Here is an 18784-nt window from a genome sequence, read left to right as displayed (position 1 = left end):
CCCGCTCTCGATTCGCGTCACGTGTTATTCGGTTTCCAGATCGATATCGATGCCGAGGGAACGAATTTCCTTGATCAACACGTTGAAGGACTCGGGCATGCCCGGCTCCATACGGTGATCGCCGTCCACGATGTTTTTGTACATCTTGGTCCGGCCGTTCACATCGTCCGACTTCACTGTGAGCATTTCTTGCAGAGTGTAAGCAGCACCGTATGCTTCCAGTGCCCAGACCTCCATCTCCCCGAAACGCTGACCACCGAACTGCGCCTTACCACCCAGCGGCTGCTGGGTAACCAGGCTGTACGAACCGGTAGAACGAGCGTGCATCTTGTCGTCTACCAAGTGGTTCAGCTTCAGCATGTACATGTAGCCAACAGTAACCGGGCGCTCGAACTTGTTGCCGGTACGGCCGTCGGTCAGCTGCATCTGGCCGCTTTCTGGCAGGTCTGCCAGTTTCAGCATGGCCTTGATTTCGCTTTCCTTGGCGCCGTCGAACACTGGAGTGGCCATAGGAACGCCGCCACGCAGGTTCTTCGCCAGATCCAGAATTTCCTGGTCGGAGAAGCTGTCCAGATCTTCGTTACGACCGCCGATCTGGTTGTAGATCTCGTCCAGGAAGGTGCGAAGTTCAGCGACTTTACGTTGCTCTTCGACCATCCGGTTGATCTTCTCGCCCAGACCTTTGGCCGCGAGGCCCAGGTGGGTTTCAAGGATCTGACCAACGTTCATACGCGAAGGTACGCCCAACGGGTTGAGGACGACGTCGACCGGGGTGCCATTGGCATCGTGCGGCATGTCTTCAACCGGCATGATCACGGAGACCACACCTTTGTTACCGTGACGACCGGCCATCTTGTCGCCCGGCTGGATGCGGCGACGGATTGCCAGGTAAACCTTGACGATTTTCAGCACGCCTGGAGCCAGGTCATCGCCCTGCTGCAGTTTGCGCTTCTTGTCTTCGAACTTGTCGTCCAGCAGACGGCGGCGATCAACGATGTAGGCCTGAGCCTTCTCGAGCTGCTCGTTAAGAGCATCTTCAGCCATGCGCAGTTTGAACCACTGGCCGTGCTCAAGACCGTCGAGAACTTCGTCGGTGATTTCCTGACCTTTCTTCAGACCAGCGCCGCCTTCGGCTTTGTGGCCGACCAGAGCGGAACGCAGACGTTCGAAAGTGGCGCCTTCAACGATACGGAACTCTTCGTTCAGGTCCTTGCGGATCTCGTCGAGTTGAGTCTTCTCGATCGACAGAGCACGAGCATCACGCTCAACGCCATCACGAGTGAAGACCTGTACGTCGATGACAGTACCCTTGGTGCCGGTAGGCACACGCAGGGAAGTGTCTTTAACGTCGCTGGCTTTTTCACCGAAAATCGCACGCAACAGCTTTTCTTCCGGAGTCAGCTGGGTCTCGCCTTTCGGAGTGACCTTACCTACCAGAATGTCGCCTGCGCCAACTTCAGCACCTACGTAAACGATACCGGCTTCGTCCAGCTTGTTCAGTGCAGCTTCACCCACGTTCGGGATGTCTGCAGTGATTTCCTCTGGCCCAAGCTTGGTGTCACGCGCCACACAGGTCAGTTCCTGAATGTGGATCGTGGTGAAACGGTCTTCCTGAACCACACGCTCGGACAGGCAGATGGAGTCTTCGAAGTTGAAGCCGTTCCATGCCATGAACGCGATGCGCATGTTCTGACCCAGAGCCAGCTCACCCATATCGGTGGACGGACCGTCAGCCATGATGTCGCTGCGCTGAACCCGATCACCCTTGCTCACCAGCGGACGCTGGTTGATGCAGGTGTTCTGGTTGGAGCGGGTGTACTTGGTCAGGTTGTAGATGTCGACACCAGCTTCGCCGGTTTCAACTTCGTCATCAGCAACACGAACCACGATACGGCTGGCGTCGACGGAATCGATGACGCCACCACGACGAGCCACGACGCAAACGCCGGAGTCGCGAGCCACGTTACGCTCCATGCCGGTACCTACCAGCGGCTTGTCAGCGCGCAGGGTTGGTACAGCTTGACGCTGCATGTTCGAACCCATCAACGCACGGTTGGCGTCGTCGTGCTCGAGGAACGGGATCAGCGACGCAGCAACCGAAACTACCTGCTTCGGCGATACGTCCATCAAGGTGACGTCTTCCGGCGCCTTGACGGTGAATTCGTTCAAGTGACGAACAGCTACCAGCTCGTCGATCAGGACTTTCTTGTCGTTCATCGTGGCCGAAGCCTGAGCGATCACGTGATCGGCTTCTTCGATGGCGGACAGGAACACGATCTCGTCGGTGACCAGAGCATCTTTCACCACGCGGTACGGGCTCTCTAGGAAGCCGTACTGGTTGGTGCGCGCATAGGCCGCCAGGGAGTTGATCAGACCGATGTTCGGACCTTCCGGCGTTTCAATCGGGCATACACGACCATAGTGAGTCGGGTGTACGTCACGGACTTCGAAGCCTGCACGTTCGCGAGTCAAACCACCAGGGCCGAGTGCGGAAACACGACGCTTGTGGGTGATCTCGGACAGCGGGTTGTTCTGGTCCATGAACTGCGACAGCTGGCTGGAACCGAAGAACTCTTTCACCGCCGCAGCCACTGGCTTGGCGTTGATCAGGTCTTGCGGCATCAGGCCTTCGCTTTCAGCCATCGACAGACGCTCTTTGACCGCACGCTCAACACGTACCAGGCCAACGCGGAACTGGTTCTCGGCCATTTCGCCTACGCAGCGAACACGACGGTTACCCAGGTGGTCGATGTCATCGACGATGCCTTTGCCGTTACGGATGTCGACCAGAGTCTTCAGAACCGCGACGATGTCTTCTTTGCACAACACGCCCGAACCTTCGATCTCGGTACGACCGATACGACGGTTGAACTTCATCCGGCCGACCGCAGACAGGTCATAGCGCTCAGGGCTGAAGAACAGGTTGTTGAACAACGTCTCGGCCGCGTCTTTGGTTGGCGGCTCGCCTGGACGCATCATGCGATAGATCTCGACCAGTGCTTCCAATTGGTTGCTGGTGGAGTCGATCTTCAGGGTGTCGGAGACGAACGGACCGCAGTCGATATCGTTGGTGTACAGAGTTTCGATGCGAACAACGCCGGCCTTGGCAATTTTTGCCAGGATTTCGGTGTTCAGCTCGGTGTTGCACTCTGCCAGGATTTCGCCGGTAGCCGGATGCACGATGACCTTGGCGGTAGTGCGACCCAGGACGTAGTCCAGAGGCACTTGCAGCTCTTTGATCCCGGCTTTTTCCAGCTGGTTGATGTGGCGAGCGGTAATACGACGACCCTGCTCGACAATAACCTTGCCTTTGTCATCCTGAATATCGAGGACAGCAATTTCACCACGCAGGCGCTGAGGCACCAGTTCCAGGCTGAGGTTTTCACCTTGCACATGGAAGACGTTGGTGGTGTAGAACGCATCCAGCACTTCTTCGGTGGTATAGCCCAGCGCGCGCAGCAATACCGATGCAGGCAGCTTGCGACGACGGTCGATACGCACGAATACGCAGTCTTTCGGGTCGAACTCGAAGTCCAGCCACGAACCGCGGTAAGGAATGATGCGCGCGGAGTACAGCAGTTTGCCGGAGCTGTGCGTCTTGCCACGGTCGTGGTCGAAGAACACGCCCGGGGAACGGTGCAGCTGGGAAACGATTACACGCTCGGTACCGTTGATTACGAAGGTACCGTTCTCAGTCATCAGGGGGATTTCACCCATGTAGACTTCTTGCTCTTTGATATCCTTGATCGCTTTGTTCGACGATTCTTTGTCGAAAATGATCAGGCGCACTTTTACCCGCAAAGGTACGGCGTAAGTTACACCGCGCAATACGCATTCTTTGACATCAAATGCCGGTTCGCCCAGGCGATAACCGACGTACTCCAGCGCAGCATTGCCGGAGTAGCTGATGATCGGGAAAACGGATTTGAAGGCCGCATGCAGGCCCACGTCGCGGAACTGATCTTTAGTCGCTCCCGCTTGCAAGAATTCACGATACGAATCCAGCTGGATGGCCAGGAGGTACGGCACATCCATGACGTCCGGCAACTTGCTAAAGTCCTTGCGGATACGTTTTTTCTCAGTATATGAGTAAGCCATCAGCGTTCCCCAGCTTGGTCACCTGCTTGTTTGGCCCCTCCCGACGGGAGCAGCCAGAAAATCGTGCAAACCCCATGGTTTGCGCCACCGCATCGGGTGGTTACAGCTCGTTACCGGCACCGACCCAGTCGGCTGCCAATAACGGAAAAAGGCCGGTGGCAAGAGCCACCAGCCATCAGCCTTTCGCTTAACGCTCGGGCTGGAAACGCAAAGTCGATGCTTACTTCAGCTCGACTTTAGCGCCTGCTTCTTCCAGAGCTGCTTTGGCTTTGTCAGCTGCGTCTTTGGCAACAGCTTCCAGAACCATGGCAGGAGCGCCGTCAACTACAGCCTTGGCTTCTTTCAGGCCCAGACCGGTCAGTTCACGTACAGCCTTGATCACGTTAACTTTCTTCTCGCCAGCTTCGGTCAGCATGACGTTGAATTCGGTTTGCTCTTCAGCAACGGCAGCAGCAACAGCTGGGCCAGCGGAAGCAGCAGCAGCGGTAACGCCGAATTTTTCTTCGAAAGCTTTGATCAGCTCAACAACCTGGATAACCGACATTTCAGCTACGGCGTTGAGGATATCGTCTTGAGAGATAGACATGACTCTAATTCCTGATTTGGGGACGGCCTACGCGACCATCGAAATAAACAAAAAAGCGCGAAAGGAAGTGCTCAGCCTTAGGCTGCAACAGCTTCTTTTTGGTCGCGAATAGCCGCCAGAGTACGAGCCAATTTGCTGGTAGCGCCTTGAATCACGCTCATCAGCTGAGAAATTGCTTCGTCACGGGTCGGCAGAGTTGCCAGTACGTCGATCTGATTAGCTGCGAGGAACTTGCCCTCGAACGCAGCTGCCTTGATCTCGAACTTATCCTGACCTTTGGCGAATTCTTTGAACAAACGGGCAGCAGCGCCTGGATGTTGGTTAGAGAACGCGATCAAGGTCGGGCCGGTGAACACGTCGTTGAGGACACTGTATTCAGTGTCAGCAACTGCGCGCTTGAGCAGGGTGTTACGTACGACACGTACGTAAACGCCAGCTTCACGAGCCTCTTTACGGAGTCCGGTCATTGCGCCTACTGTCACACCGCGGGCATCAGCCACAACAGCAGACAGAGCGACTTTGGCAGCCTCGTTGACTTCAGCGACGATGGCCTTCTTGTCTTCGAGTTTAATTGCCACGGGTTTAACTCCTGCTTGTTACCGTTTCATCCAACCGAGGCCGGATGTCGTTTTGGTGTCTGATTCGGTAAGGAACCGGGAGCACCATCTGCGTAGGCTTGAGGTTTAAGACTTGCGTCGCCTACGGTCTTGGATAGCCCCCGCCAGGCAGGGACCCCAATCTTTCAATTGACGCAATCACTTGCGCCAACCGGTGTCTTACGCGTCGAGCGAGCCTTGGTCGATGACCAGACCTGGACCCATGGTGGTGCTCAGGGTAACGCGCTTGACGTAAATACCTTTCGAGGAAGCTGGCTTGATACGCTTCAGATCAGCGATCAGGGCTTCAACGTTTTCCTTCAGCTTGACGGCATCAAAGCCGACTTTGCCAACGGAAGTGTGGATGATGCCGTTTTTGTCGGTGCGATAACGAACCTGACCAGCCTTGGCGTTTTTAACCGCGGTAGCTACGTCTGGAGTCACAGTGCCGACTTTAGGGTTAGGCATCAGACCACGTGGACCGAGGATCTGACCCAACTGACCTACAACGCGCATTGCATCCGGGGATGCGATCACTACGTCATAGTTCAGGTCGCCGCCTTTCATTTCGGCAGCCAGGTCGTCCATGCCTACACGGTCAGCGCCGGCAGCCAGAGCGGCCTCAGCAGCAGGACCTTGGGTGAACACGGCAACGCGAACGGTCTTGCCAGTGCCGTGCGGCAGCACGGTAGCACTACGAACGACCTGGTCGGATTTACGCGGGTCAACACCCAGATTCACAGCAACGTCGAACGACTCGCTGAACTTGACAGTCGACAGCTCGGACAGCAGAGCAGCAGCGTCTACAAAATTGTAGGCCTTGCCTGCTTCGATTTTGCCAGCGATAGCCTTTTGACGCTTGGTCAGCTTAGCCATTACACACCCTCCACGTTAAGGCCCATGCTACGAGCAGAACCGGCGATAGTACGCACGGCTGCTTCCATATCAGCTGCAGTCAGATCCGCGTTTTTGGTTTTCGCGATTTCTTCCAGCTGAGCACGAGTTACGGTGCCAACCTTAACGGTGTTCGGACGAGCGGAACCGCTAGTCAGACCAGCAGCCTTCTTCAGCAGAACCGAAGCAGGGGTGGATTTGGTTTCGAAAGTGAAGCTACGGTCGCTGTAGACAGTGATGATCACTGGAGTCGGCAGACCTGGCTCAAGACCCTGAGTACGGGCGTTGAAAGCCTTGCAGAACTCCATGATGTTCACGCCGTGCTGACCCAGAGCAGGACCAACAGGTGGGCTTGGGTTAGCCTGAGCGGCTTTCACTTGCAGCTTGATGTAAGCGGTAATCTTCTTGGCCATGAGGCACTCCAATTACGGGTTCAAACGCCTCGAAAGGCTCCCCGGTTACTTGCGCGTTTATCCCAGTGACGACAAAACCCCACAGCCTAGGGCTGCGGGGTTGGGATGCTTGCTCAGCTAGACCTTTTCGACCTGACTGAACTCTAACTCTACCGGAGTAGAGCGACCGAAAATGAGCACCGCCACTTGGATCCGGCTCTTTTCGTAGTTAACTTCTTCAACCGTGCCGGTAAAATCAGCAAACGGCCCATCGTTGACACGCACCGACTCGCCCGGCTCGAACAATGTCTTCGGCTTCGGCTTGTCGCTACCATCAGCAACGCGACGCAGAATCGCTTCTGCTTCTTTATCTGTGATTGGCGCAGGCTTGTCGGCAGTACCACCGATGAAACCCATCACCCGAGGAGTATCCTTGACCAAGTGCCAAGTACCCTCATTCATGTCCATCTGAACCAGCACATAACCAGGGAAGAATTTACGCTCGCTTTTGCGTTTCTGGCCATTACGCATTTCAACCACTTCTTCAGTGGGAACCAGAATTTCGCCGAAGCCATCTTCCATGCCAGCCAGCTTTACGCGCTCGATCAACGAACGCATGACATGCTTCTCGTAACCCGAGTAAGCATGCACAACGTACCAACGCTTAGCCACGGGACACCCTTAGCCGACAATCAAGGAAACAAGCCAGCCGAGCAGGGAATCAAGCCCCCACAACAGCAACGCCATAACCAGAACAACAGCCACAACAATCAACGTGGTCTGCGTGGTTTCTTGGCGAGTTGGCCATACGACTTTACGAATCTCAGTGCGAGCTTCCTTAACCAGTACAAAGAAAGACTTGCCCTTGACTGTTTGCAGGCCTACAAAGGCAGCTACAGCAGCAATGACAAGCAAAGCGAGTACACGGTACAGGATCGGCGAAGCAGAGTAATACTGATTGCCAACAACGCCAACAACCACCAAAGCGACTACTACAAGCCACTTGAGCAGATCGAAGCGAGAGCCTTGAGCTTCAGCTTTAGGAGTCATCTATGAAGATCCTGTGAAAAGAAAGCCAGACACACCAAGTGAATCTGGCAGGTCAGGAGGGAATCGAACCCCCAACCTACGGTTTTGGAGACCGTCGCTCTGCCAATTGAGCTACTGACCTAAAACAAAATCAGGCCGACCATTATGCCGGCCCGAAAAAGACATTACAACTATTTACTCGATGACTTTGGCTACGACGCCAGCGCCGACGGTACGACCGCCTTCACGGATAGCGAAACGCAGACCATCTTCCATCGCGATGGTTTTGATCAGAGTGACAGTCATCTGGATGTTGTCACCTGGCATTACCATTTCAACGCCTTCTGGCAATTCGCAGTTACCGGTCACGTCAGTCGTACGGAAGTAGAACTGTGGACGGTAGCCTTTGAAGAACGGAGTATGACGACCGCCTTCTTCCTTGCTCAGAACGTAAACTTCTGCGGTGAACTTGGTGTGCGGCTTGACGGTGCCTGGCTTGACCAGAACCTGGCCACGCTCAACGTCGTCACGCTTGGTGCCACGCAGCAGTACGCCGCAGTTCTCGCCAGCACGACCTTCGTCGAGCAGCTTGCGGAACATTTCAACGCCGGTGCAGGTAGTTTTCTGAGTATCGCGCAGACCAACGATCTCAACTTCTTCCTGGATGCGGACGATGCCACGCTCAACACGACCAGTCACAACAGTACCGCGACCCGAGATCGAGAATACGTCTTCGATTGGCATCAGGAACGGCTTGTCGATAGCACGCTCTGGTTCTGGGATGTAGCTGTCCAGAGTCTCAACCAACTTCTTGACGGCAGTGGTGCCCATCTCGTTGTCGTCTTGACCGTTCAGAGCCATCAGCGCCGAACCGATGATGATCGGAGTGTCGTCGCCCGGGAAGTCGTAAGTGCTCAGCAGATCGCGCACTTCCATCTCAACCAGTTCCAGCAGCTCAGCGTCGTCTACCATGTCAGCCTTGTTCAGGAAGACAACGATGTACGGAACGCCTACCTGACGGGACAGCAGGATGTGCTCACGGGTTTGCGGCATCGGACCATCAGCGGCCGAGCAAACCAGGATAGCGCCGTCCATCTGAGCAGCACCGGTGATCATGTTTTTTACGTAGTCGGCGTGACCTGGGCAGTCAACGTGTGCGTAGTGACGCACGGCCGAATCGTATTCAACGTGAGCGGTGTTGATGGTGATACCACGAGCTTTTTCTTCTGGGGCGCTGTCGATCTTGTCGAAGTCAACCTTGGCCGAACCGAAAACCTCGGAGCAGACGCGGGTCAGAGCAGCGGTCAGAGTGGTTTTACCGTGGTCAACGTGACCAATGGTACCAACGTTGACGTGCGGCTTATTACGTTCGAACTTTTCCTTAGCCATCGAAATCACCCCTAGCAGAAAAATTAAGCAAGTAACATCAGCCATTAAAACAAAGGCAGATATTTTCATATCTGCCTTGTTATATGGAGCTCTTGAGCGGATTTGAACCGCTGACCTCACCCTTACCAAGGGTGTGCTCTACCAACTGAGCTACAAGAGCGAAACACATTGCACAACCTGCAAACTTGGAGCGGGTAGCGGGAATCGAACCCGCATCATCAGCTTGGAAGGCTGAGGTTCTACCACTAAACTATACCCGCGGAGCTTGCAGCTCACGCTAAAATCTGGTGGAGGGGGAAGGATTCGAACCTTCGAAGTCGTAGACGTCAGATTTACAGTCTGATCCCTTTGGCCGCTCGGGAACCCCTCCTAAGCGAGCCGGCATTCTATATCATGCCAGCCTTCTGTCAAGCATTTTCTCATTAAAAACCTGAGGTTAGCTGCGTTGACCTCGCCTTGCACCGTCAACCTTCAGAAGGTCTTCACTGCGAAGCGGGCGCCATTCTATGCAAACTATCCGGCAGGCGCAACCCCCTCACACGGCATTATTTTATGTTTTAACTCATTGAATTCTTTAGAAAGGTTTTGCAGCTGCGAGTCATCCAGCAAACGCCGGCTTTCCGGCACCACACGCACCCAGTAACCAGCATATTCAGGGAGATCCTTTGGCAAGGGCTGAAACTTGATGTCCATGCCACTCAATCGACGCTCGATGGCCTGAGCGACTTCCTGCCGAACAGAACCTCCCAGATAGAGACAACCACTGTCCACCTGCGCGGATTTTCCTTTGTCTCGATTCTTATCAGTCGCTTCGCTCAACAAACGAATGTCCTGCTGTGAACCGCGGTACAAACTCAAGGGGGTTACATCTTTCGCTCGAAGCGGGGCCTCCTGTTGGTGCCAGACGTAATAGAACACATTGAGAACAAGCAGTAACAGGAACAACCAACGCATAAAGACCTCAGGACAAGGGACATGCCATAGCCAAACCTACGAATACCAGATCAGGGACGACCCTGGCCTTAGGCACAATCTCAGACACCAGTTCAGCGTCCCCCCCCGTGAGGAATACAGCAAAATCTTCTCCCCAATAGCTGCGCGCCAACTCCAGCTGAGTCAGAACAAAACCTCTCAGCATCAACGAGCAACCTCGTTCGACCGCCTCGACGGTTGTACGTCCTGGCGCGAAACTCTCCAGAGCACGCTCGGCAGCAAGATCTCCATAGCGAATTCTACGGGTATGGGTACGCAGCTGGTTGCGCATCAATGGCATCCCAGGACAGATGAATCCTCCAAGATGCTCACCATCCCTGGCAATAAAATCAGCAGTAACAGCGGTACCAAAGTCCAGCACCAGACAAGCCCCCGAAGCCAGATGAAATCCTCCGAGCATTGCAAGCCAGCGATCGAGCCCTAGCCGCTCGAATTCCTCGTAGCCATTTCGAACTCCAGACATTTCGCGAGCCGGTACCGCGCACACCACGGAAACGCCGAAAGCCTCTGCAAGCATAGAAATTAATACATTGGTTTCTTCTGCGGTTCTGACGCTGACCAACCGGCAATGTTTGAGATCGAGCCCTGCAAGCCCTTTCAAACTTTCCAGCAACGCAAAATCCGAGTCAACGACACCCTCACCAACCACCCGCCGAATATCCGCGCCGAGCACACGCCACTTGATGAAACTGTTTCCACAATCGAGCTCAAGAATCATCACGCAACCTCAGGCTGAGCTCACCACCACTAAAGACTTTTTCCACACCATCCACCTTCAAGCGCAAGGCACCCTGACTATCGATACCCAGCACCTCTCCATCTATCTGACTAACACCGGCTATCAACGACACCGCCCGCCCCTGCCATAGATGATTTTGCTCCCACTCTGCCTGGATAGCTGAAAATCCGTTGGCCTGGTGGCGACTCAAGTAGGTCTGAAGCATCGACCCCAACTCCGCAACCAGGTGATTACGATCAATCACCTTACCCGACTCGAGCCGCATGGAGGTCCACTGCTGATCAACCTCGTCGGTCATCTGCATGTTTACATTGATTCCAACACCGATCACTACGTGACACACATCAGCAGGATCCCCCACTAGCTCAAGCAATATTCCAGCAATCTTTTTCCGGCCTACCAGAACATCATTAGGCCACTTCAATCCCACCGCTGAAACTCCAAGCACTCGCAAGGCTTGCATTACGGCGAGTCCCACAACAAGACTCAGGCCTTCGAGCTGCCGCATCCCACCCTCAATGCGCAACACCAGACTGTAATAGATGTTTTCCGCGAACGGGCTTACCCACTTGCGCCCGCGCCGCCCGCGCCCAGCTGTCTGTCGCTCAGCGAGCACCAGAAACGGCGCAGCCTGACCACGCCCGATGGCGCGCAAGGCCTCAGCGTTGGTAGAGTCAATTGAGTCGAAGACTAAAATGGGCCACTCGCAGGAAGGCGCCCTCGCGCTTATCTCAACAGGATCAAGCAGCGTCAATGGCGCAGCCAGTTGATAGCCGCGACCGCGCACTCTGTGGATAGATAAACCGAGCTCAGCCTCCAAATGTTGAAGCTGCTTCCATACGGCACTACGACTGACGCCCAAGGCAACGCCCAGGGCCTGGCCCGAATGGAATCGGCCATCCTTAAGAAGCTTTAACAACGTCAGCATGCAAGCCTCGCCTCACAATGAGGCCCGCATGATAGCCATGCCCCGAGCCGTTGCATAGAAACCCCGCAGGTGAACTTTCCTGCGGGCAAAACAAAACCCCTACCTGCATACGCAGATAGGGGTTTCGGAATTTAATCTTGACGATGACCTACTCTCACATGGGGAAACCCCACACTACCATCGGCGATGCATCGTTTCACTGCTGAGTTCGGGATGGGATCAGGTGGTTCCAATGCTCTATGGTCGTCAAGAAATTCGGGTACCGAACCGTCTTTCGACGCTTCAGCAAATTGGGTATGCGATAGTTTGTGTGTTTTACTCGAACTTTCGGTTCATTGCGTCTTCACACACCGCAATCTGGCTCTTTAAGCGCAAATTGCTTGGGTGTTATATGGTCAAGCCTCACGGGCAATTAGTATTGGTTAGCTCAACGCCTCACAGCGCTTACACACCCAACCTATCAACGTCGTAGTCTTCGACGGCCCTTCAGGGGACTCAAGGTCCCAGTGAGATCTCATCTTGAGGCTAGTTTCCCGCTTAGATGCTTTCAGCGGTTATCTATTCCGAACATAGCTACCCGGCAATGCCACTGGCGTGACAACCGGAACACCAGAGGTTCGTCCACTCCGGTCCTCTCGTACTAGGAGCAGCCCCTCTCAAATCTCAAACGTCCACGGCAGATAGGGACCGAACTGTCTCACGACGTTCTAAACCCAGCTCGCGTACCACTTTAAATGGCGAACAGCCATACCCTTGGGACCGGCTTCAGCCCCAGGATGTGATGAGCCGACATCGAGGTGCCAAACACCGCCGTCGATATGAACTCTTGGGCGGTATCAGCCTGTTATCCCCGGAGTACCTTTTATCCGTTGAGCGATGGCCCTTCCATACAGAACCACCGGATCACTAAGACCTACTTTCGTACCTGCTCGACGTGTCTGTCTCGCAGTCAAGCGCGCTTTTGCCTTTATACTCTACGACCGATTTCCGACCGGTCTGAGCGCACCTTCGTACTCCTCCGTTACTCTTTAGGAGGAGACCGCCCCAGTCAAACTACCCACCATACACTGTCCTCGATCCGGATAACGGACCTGAGTTAGAACCTCAAAGTTGCCAGGGTGGTATTTCAAGGATGGCTCCACGCGAACTGGCGTCCACGCTTCAAAGCCTCCCACCTATCCTACACAAGCAAATTCAAAGTCCAGTGCAAAGCTATAGTAAAGGTTCACGGGGTCTTTCCGTCTAGCCGCGGATACACTGCATCTTCACAGCGATTTCAATTTCACTGAGTCTCGGGTGGAGACAGCGCCGCCATCGTTACGCCATTCGTGCAGGTCGGAACTTACCCGACAAGGAATTTCGCTACCTTAGGACCGTTATAGTTACGGCCGCCGTTTACCGGGGCTTCGATCAAGAGCTTCGCGTTAGCTAACCCCATCAATTAACCTTCCGGCACCGGGCAGGCGTCACACCCTATACGTCCACTTTCGTGTTTGCAGAGTGCTGTGTTTTTAATAAACAGTCGCAGCGGCCTGGTATCTTCGACCGGCGTGGGCTTACGGAGCAAGTCCTTCACCCTCACCGGCGCACCTTCTCCCGAAGTTACGGTGCCATTTTGCCTAGTTCCTTCACCCGAGTTCTCTCAAGCGCCTTGGTATTCTCTACCCAACCACCTGTGTCGGTTTGGGGTACGGTTCCTGGTTACCTGAAGCTTAGAAGCTTTTCTTGGAAGCATGGCATCAACCACTTCGTGTTCTAAAAGAACACTCGTCATCAGCTCTCGGCCTTGGAATCCCGGATTTACCTAAGATTCCAGCCTACCACCTTAAACTTGGACAACCAACGCCAAGCTGGCCTAGCCTTCTCCGTCCCTCCATCGCAATAACCAGAAGTACAGGAATATTAACCTGTTTTCCATCGACTACGCTTTTCAGCCTCGCCTTAGGGACCGACTAACCCTGCGTCGATTAACGTTGCGCAGGAAACCTTGGTCTTTCGGCGTGGGTGTTTTTCACACCCATTGTCGTTACTCATGTCAGCATTCGCACTTCTGATACCTCCAGCAAGCTTCTCAACTCACCTTCACAGGCTTACAGAACGCTCCTCTACCGCATCACCTAAGTGATACCCGTAGCTTCGGTGTATGGTTTGAGCCCCGTTACATCTTCCGCGCAGGCCGACTCGACTAGTGAGCTATTACGCTTTCTTTAAAGGGTGGCTGCTTCTAAGCCAACCTCCTAGCTGTCTAAGCCTTCCCACATCGTTTCCCACTTAACCATAACTTTGGGACCTTAGCTGACGGTCTGGGTTGTTTCCCTTTTCACGACGGACGTTAGCACCCGCCGTGTGTCTCCCATGCTCGGCACTTGTAGGTATTCGGAGTTTGCATCGGTTTGGTAAGTCGGGATGACCCCCTAGCCGAAACAGTGCTCTACCCCCTACAGTGATACATGAGGCGCTACCTAAATAGCTTTCGAGGAGAACCAGCTATCTCCGAGCTTGATTAGCCTTTCACTCCGATCCACAGGTCATCCGCTAACTTTTCAACGGTAGTCGGTTCGGTCCTCCAGTCAGTGTTACCTAACCTTCAACCTGCCCATGGATAGATCGCCCGGTTTCGGGTCTATTCCCAGCGACTAGACGCCCTATTAAGACTCGCTTTCGCTACGCCTCCCCTATTCGGTTAAGCTCGCCACTGAAAATAAGTCGCTGACCCATTATACAAAAGGTACGCAGTCACCCAACAAAGTGGGCTCCCACTGCTTGTACGCATACGGTTTCAGGATCTATTTCACTCCCCTCTCCGGGGTTCTTTTCGCCTTTCCCTCACGGTACTAGTTCACTATCGGTCAGTCAGTAGTATTTAGCCTTGGAGGATGGTCCCCCCATATTCAGACAAAGTTTCTCGTGCTCCGTCCTACTCGATTTCATGACTAAGAGATTTTCGCGTACAGGGCTATCACCCACTATGGCCGCACTTTCCAGAGCGTTCCGCTAATCTCAAAGCCACTTAAGGGCTAGTCCCCGTTCGCTCGCCACTACTAAGGGAATCTCGGTTGATTTCTTTTCCTCAGGGTACTTAGATGTTTCAGTTCCCCTGGTTCGCTTCTTAAGCCTATGTATTCAGCTTAAGATACCTAACTTATGTTAGGTGGGTTCCCCCATTCAGACATCTCCGGATCAAAGTCTGTTTGCCGACTCCCCGAAGCTTTTCGCAGGCTACCACGTCTTTCATCGCCTCTGACTGCCAAGGCATCCACCGTATGCGCTTCTTCACTTGACCATATAACCCCAAGCAATCTGGTTATACTGTGAAGACGACATTCGCCGAAAATTCGCGATTAAACTCACAAATTTTACCTTAGCCTGATCCGTTACCAGTGAAAGTAACGTTCAGTCTATCTTTCTATCACATACCCAAATTTTTAAAGAACGATCTAGCCAAAGACTAGAAATCAACATTCACCATCATCACGATGGAATGCTCATTTCTAAGCTTTCAACAAACAGAAGCAGTAGTGGTGGAGCCAAACGGGATCGAACCGTTGACCTCCTGCGTGCAAGGCAGGCGCTCTCCCAGCTGAGCTATGGCCCCGTATTTCTACAGGCGTTCCCACACAAGCAAAATTGGTGGGTCTGGGCAGATTCGAACTGCCGACCTCACCCTTATCAGGGGTGCGCTCTAACCAACTGAGCTACAGACCCAATTTCGGGCTGCTTCTTATCGTCTTCTTCAATGAATCAAGCAATTCGTGTGGGAACTTATGGAGCAGCTGATGTCGTCGATTAAGGAGGTGATCCAGCCGCAGGTTCCCCTACGGCTACCTTGTTACGACTTCACCCCAGTCATGAATCACACCGTGGTAACCGTCCTCCCGAAGGTTAGACTAGCTACTTCTGGTGCAACCCACTCCCATGGTGTGACGGGCGGTGTGTACAAGGCCCGGGAACGTATTCACCGCGACATTCTGATTCGCGATTACTAGCGATTCCGACTTCACGCAGTCGAGTTGCAGACTGCGATCCGGACTACGATCGGTTTTATGGGATTAGCTCCACCTCGCGGCTTGGCAACCCTCTGTACCGACCATTGTAGCACGTGTGTAGCCCAGGCCGTAAGGGCCATGATGACTTGACGTCATCCCCACCTTCCTCCGGTTTGTCACCGGCAGTCTCCTTAGAGTGCCCACCATTACGTGCTGGTAACTAAGGACAAGGGTTGCGCTCGTTACGGGACTTAACCCAACATCTCACGACACGAGCTGACGACAGCCATGCAGCACCTGTCTCAATGTTCCCGAAGGCACCAATCCATCTCTGGAAAGTTCATTGGATGTCAAGGCCTGGTAAGGTTCTTCGCGTTGCTTCGAATTAAACCACATGCTCCACCGCTTGTGCGGGCCCCCGTCAATTCATTTGAGTTTTAACCTTGCGGCCGTACTCCCCAGGCGGTCAACTTAATGCGTTAGCTGCGCCACTAAGAGCTCAAGGCTCCCAACGGCTAGTTGACATCGTTTACGGCGTGGACTACCAGGGTATCTAATCCTGTTTGCTCCCCACGCTTTCGCACCTCAGTGTCAGTATCAGTCCAGGTGGTCGCCTTCGCCACTGGTGTTCCTTCCTATATCTACGCATTTCACCGCTACACAGGAAATTCCACCACCCTCTACCATACTCTAGCTCGACAGTTTTGAATGCAGTTCCCAGGTTGAGCCCGGGGATTTCACATCCAACTTAACGAACCACCTACGCGCGCTTTACGCCCAGTAATTCCGATTAACGCTTGCACCCTCTGTATTACCGCGGCTGCTGGCACAGAGTTAGCCGGTGCTTATTCTGTCGGTAACGTCAAAACAATTACGTATTAGGTAACTGCCCTTCCTCCCAACTTAAAGTGCTTTACAATCCGAAGACCTTCTTCACACACGCGGCATGGCTGGATCAGGCTTTCGCCCATTGTCCAATATTCCCCACTGCTGCCTCCCGTAGGAGTCTGGACCGTGTCTCAGTTCCAGTGTGACTGATCATCCTCTCAGACCAGTTACGGATCGTCGCCTTGGTGAGCCATTACCTCACCAACTAGCTAATCCGACCTAGGCTCATCTGATAGCGCAAGGCCCGAAGGTCCCCTGCTTTCTCCCGTAGGACGTATGCGGTATTAGCGTCCGTTTCCGAGCGTTATCCCCCACTACCAGGCAGATTCCTAGGCATTACTCACCCGTCCGCCGCTCGCCACCAGGTACAAGTACCCGTGCTGCCGCTCGACTTGCATGTGTTAGGCCTGCCGCCAGCGTTCAATCTGAGCCATGATCAAACTCTTCAGTTCAAACATCTTTGGGTTTTTAAGAAACCCTAAACTTGGCTCAGCAATCGTTGGTTACATCTTTGATTTCTCGCGGAGCAACTTGTGATGCTGATAATCTTGTTGACTATCAGTCTGACTCCACAAGCACCCACACGAATTGCTTGATTCAGTTGTTAAAGAGCGGTTGGTTAAGATCTTTCGTCTCAACCGAGGCGCGCATTCTACAGCAGCCCCTGTTGCTGTCAAGCGGTTATTTTCAGAAGTTTTCAAAGTTTCCTTTGCAACTTCAACCACTTGCGCTTCCGATCTCTCGTTAGCGGGAGGCGAATTCTACAGCGTTAGTCGCTGCTGTCAACACCTGTTTTTCTCCGCTTTCGACCGAGAAGATCGAACCGTCAATAAGGCGACAACACACTACCTTACCAACTCCTTCTGGCCTCGATGAACTGAAGCGCAACCGCTGCCGAAAACTGCGTAACTCATTGCTTACCAAGGAGTTTTCCGTTTCGACTGCGCCGGAAGTGGGGCGAATTATAGACGTCCAGAATCTGCCGTCAACCCCTGATTTCAGCTTTATTCGGATTTAAGCGTAATACGCGCAAATGCCTTCTTCCCGGCCTGGCAAACATGGGTCGCACCCAGTACGTATATAAAGGTGCGATCGACAACCTCACCATCTATACGCACCCCACCAGAGCCCAGAAGATCGCGCGCCACGGCGGAATTCTTCACCAGACCTGCTTTATTAAGAACGGCAGCGATCGGCATATCTTCGGCAGCGGTCAATTCGATCTCTGGCAGATCATCCGGCAGCTCACCGTCCTTCATACGATTGCCCGCCGCACGGTGAGCATTGGCCGCAGCCTCTTCACCATGGAAGCGCGCAACGATCTCTTCGGCCAGCTTGATCTTGATATCACGCGGATTCGCACCCGCCTCGACGTCAGCCCGCAAAGCATTGATCTCTTCCATGGAGCGGAAGCTGAGCAATTCGAAGTAACGCCACATCAGCACATCAGGAATAGAGACCAGCTTGCCGTACATGACACCCGGCGCTTCCTGGATACCAACATAGTTGCCCAACGACTTGGACATCTTCTTCACGCCATCCAATCCTTCGAGCAACGGCATGGTCAGAATGCATTGAGCCTCCTGACCATAACTACGCTGCAGCTCACGCCCCATCAGTAGATTGAACTTCTGATCGGTACCGCCCAGCTCAACATCCGCGCGCAAGGCGACCGAGTCATAACCCTGAACCAACGGATAGAGGAACTCGTGAATGGCGATGGGCTGATTGGTTGTGTAGCGCTTGTCGAAGTCGTCGCGCTCGAGCATGCGAGCCACGGTGTATTGCGAAGTCAGGCGAATGAAATCCGCCGGCCCCATCTGGTCCATCCAGGTGGAGTTGAACGCCACTTCGGTCTTGGCCGGATCAAGAATCTTGAAGACCTGAGTCTTGTAGGTCTCGGCATTCTCGAGAACCTGCTCACGGGTGAGCGGAGGACGTGTCGCGCTCTTGCCGCTCGGATCACCGATCATCCCGGTGAAGTCACCTATAAGGAAGATCACCTGATGCCCCAGATCCTGGAACTGGCGCAGCTTATTGATAAGCACGGTGTGACCCAGGTGCAAATCAGGCGCAGTCGGATCGAAGCCTGCCTTAATACGTAGCGGCTGGCCACGCTTGAGCTTTTCGATCAGCTCGGACTCGACCAACAGTTCTTCCGCACCACGTTTGATCAGCGCTAGCTGCTCTTCAACCGACTTCATAACAGACCCGCAAGGCTCGAATTCAAAGGGGACCAACCATACAAGATCGGGCGTCAAATACA

General features: G+C 53.9%; 12 protein-coding genes, 6 tRNA genes and 3 rRNA genes. All 21 read right to left on the bottom strand.

Annotation, left to right across the window (positions count from 1 at the left end):
- Window positions 1-24: 24 nt before the first annotated feature.
- The 21 genes from rpoB to tyrS all read right to left on the bottom strand — a co-directional run bounded on the left by rpoB (window position 25) and on the right by tyrS (window position 18722).
- Complete coding sequence (gene rpoB, locus QMK51_RS03240) at window positions 25-4098, bottom strand: DNA-directed RNA polymerase subunit beta (RefSeq protein ID WP_018925655.1); 4074 nt, start codon at window positions 4096-4098, stop codon at window positions 25-27.
- Between the two features lie 220 nt (window positions 4099-4318).
- Window positions 4319-4684 (bottom strand): 50S ribosomal protein L7/L12, encoded by a 366-nt coding sequence (gene rplL / locus QMK51_RS03235; protein WP_258698829.1) that lies wholly within the window; start codon window positions 4682-4684, stop codon window positions 4319-4321.
- A gap of 77 nt (window positions 4685-4761) precedes the next feature.
- Window positions 4762-5262, bottom strand: a complete 501-nt coding sequence (rplJ, locus tag QMK51_RS03230) for a 50S ribosomal protein L10 (protein ID WP_095147408.1) — start codon at window positions 5260-5262, stop codon at window positions 4762-4764.
- A 198-nt stretch (window positions 5263-5460) separates the two neighbouring features.
- Window positions 5461-6156 (bottom strand): 50S ribosomal protein L1, encoded by a 696-nt coding sequence (gene rplA, locus QMK51_RS03225; protein ID WP_007933725.1) that lies wholly within the window; start codon window positions 6154-6156, stop codon window positions 5461-5463.
- Entirely contained in the window at window positions 6156-6587 is a 432-nt protein-coding gene (rplK, locus tag QMK51_RS03220; RefSeq protein WP_007933726.1) for a 50S ribosomal protein L11, read from the bottom strand. Before rplK ends, rplA begins: the two co-directional genes overlap by 1 nt.
- Window positions 6588-6704: 117 nt before the next feature.
- Complete coding sequence (gene nusG / locus QMK51_RS03215; RefSeq protein WP_007933727.1) at window positions 6705-7238, bottom strand: transcription termination/antitermination protein NusG; 534 nt, start codon at window positions 7236-7238, stop codon at window positions 6705-6707.
- Window positions 7239-7247: 9 nt separating this feature from the next.
- On the bottom strand, window positions 7248-7616 hold the full coding sequence (secE, locus tag QMK51_RS03210) for a preprotein translocase subunit SecE (RefSeq protein ID WP_007896620.1): 369 nt from the start codon (window positions 7614-7616) through the stop codon (window positions 7248-7250).
- 45 nt (window positions 7617-7661) lie between these two features.
- Window positions 7662-7737, bottom strand: a tRNA-Trp gene (locus QMK51_RS03205).
- A 53-nt stretch (window positions 7738-7790) separates the two neighbouring features.
- Window positions 7791-8984, bottom strand: coding sequence for an elongation factor Tu (gene tuf / locus QMK51_RS03200; protein ID WP_003186103.1), 1194 nt, complete (start codon window positions 8982-8984; stop codon window positions 7791-7793).
- An 84-nt stretch (window positions 8985-9068) separates the two neighbouring features.
- Window positions 9069-9144, bottom strand: a tRNA-Thr gene (locus QMK51_RS03195).
- A 26-nt stretch (window positions 9145-9170) separates the two neighbouring features.
- A tRNA-Gly gene (locus tag QMK51_RS03190) sits at window positions 9171-9244 on the bottom strand.
- A 25-nt stretch (window positions 9245-9269) separates the two neighbouring features.
- Window positions 9270-9354: transfer RNA gene (locus tag QMK51_RS03185), tRNA-Tyr, on the bottom strand.
- Between the two features lie 143 nt (window positions 9355-9497).
- Window positions 9498-9938, bottom strand: coding sequence for a hypothetical protein (locus QMK51_RS03180; RefSeq protein WP_258698828.1), 441 nt, complete (start codon window positions 9936-9938; stop codon window positions 9498-9500).
- Window positions 9939-9945: 7 nt separating this feature from the next.
- A complete protein-coding gene (locus QMK51_RS03175) occupies window positions 9946-10695 on the bottom strand; it encodes a pantothenate kinase (RefSeq protein WP_320393150.1) in 750 nt (249 codons plus the stop codon).
- A complete protein-coding gene (gene birA / locus QMK51_RS03170; RefSeq protein WP_320393149.1) occupies window positions 10685-11644 on the bottom strand; it encodes a bifunctional biotin--[acetyl-CoA-carboxylase] ligase/biotin operon repressor BirA in 960 nt (319 codons plus the stop codon). The genes QMK51_RS03175 and birA overlap by 11 nt, the downstream gene beginning before the upstream one ends.
- Before the next feature lie 135 nt (window positions 11645-11779).
- A 5S ribosomal RNA gene (rrf, locus tag QMK51_RS03165) occupies window positions 11780-11895 on the bottom strand.
- A 140-nt stretch (window positions 11896-12035) separates the two neighbouring features.
- A 23S ribosomal RNA gene (locus QMK51_RS03160) occupies window positions 12036-14927 on the bottom strand.
- A 236-nt stretch (window positions 14928-15163) separates the two neighbouring features.
- Window positions 15164-15239: transfer RNA gene (locus QMK51_RS03155), tRNA-Ala, on the bottom strand.
- 33 nt (window positions 15240-15272) lie between these two features.
- A tRNA-Ile gene (locus QMK51_RS03150) sits at window positions 15273-15349 on the bottom strand.
- 82 nt (window positions 15350-15431) lie between these two features.
- Window positions 15432-16970, bottom strand: a 16S ribosomal RNA gene (locus tag QMK51_RS03145).
- Together the 16S, 23S and 5S rRNA genes with 2 tRNA genes alongside form the textbook arrangement of a ribosomal RNA operon.
- A 552-nt stretch (window positions 16971-17522) precedes the next feature.
- Window positions 17523-18722: a tyrosine--tRNA ligase gene (gene tyrS, locus QMK51_RS03140; RefSeq protein WP_258698825.1), complete on the bottom strand. Its 1200-nt coding sequence runs from the start codon at window positions 18720-18722 to the stop codon at window positions 17523-17525.
- Window positions 18723-18784: the final 62 nt, after the last annotated feature.

Origin of the sequence: Pseudomonas sp. P9_31 (genome assembly GCF_034008235.1) — a bacterium.
GTDB lineage: Bacteria > Pseudomonadota > Gammaproteobacteria > Pseudomonadales > Pseudomonadaceae > Aquipseudomonas.
The sequence above is the reverse complement of the archived record's forward strand: the minus strand, read 5'-3'. Positions and strand labels throughout refer to the sequence as shown.

Bases quoted from the DNA above. Each gene is read 5' to 3' on its own strand.
- QMK51_RS03180 (WP_258698828.1), bottom strand. From the start codon at position 9,938: ATGCGTTGGTTGTTCCTGTTACTGCTTGTTCTCAATGTGTTCTATTAC.
- rplL (WP_258698829.1), bottom strand. From the start codon at position 4,684: ATGTCTATCTCTCAAGACGATATCCTCAACGCCGTAGCTGAAATGTCG.
- QMK51_RS03175 (WP_320393150.1), bottom strand. From the start codon at position 10,695: ATGATTCTTGAGCTCGATTGTGGAAACAGTTTCATCAAGTGGCGTGTG.
- tuf (WP_003186103.1), bottom strand. From the start codon at position 8,984: ATGGCTAAGGAAAAGTTCGAACGTAATAAGCCGCACGTCAACGTTGGT.
- rplK (WP_007933726.1), bottom strand. From the start codon at position 6,587: ATGGCCAAGAAGATTACCGCTTACATCAAGCTGCAAGTGAAAGCCGCT.
- rpoB (WP_018925655.1), bottom strand. From the start codon at position 4,098: ATGGCTTACTCATATACTGAGAAAAAACGTATCCGCAAGGACTTTAGC.
- birA (WP_320393149.1), bottom strand. From the start codon at position 11,644: ATGCTGACGTTGTTAAAGCTTCTTAAGGATGGCCGATTCCATTCGGGC.
- secE (WP_007896620.1), bottom strand. From the start codon at position 7,616: ATGACTCCTAAAGCTGAAGCTCAAGGCTCTCGCTTCGATCTGCTCAAG.
- tyrS (WP_258698825.1), bottom strand. From the start codon at position 18,722: ATGAAGTCGGTTGAAGAGCAGCTAGCGCTGATCAAACGTGGTGCGGAA.
- rplA (WP_007933725.1), bottom strand. From the start codon at position 6,156: ATGGCTAAGCTGACCAAGCGTCAAAAGGCTATCGCTGGCAAAATCGAA.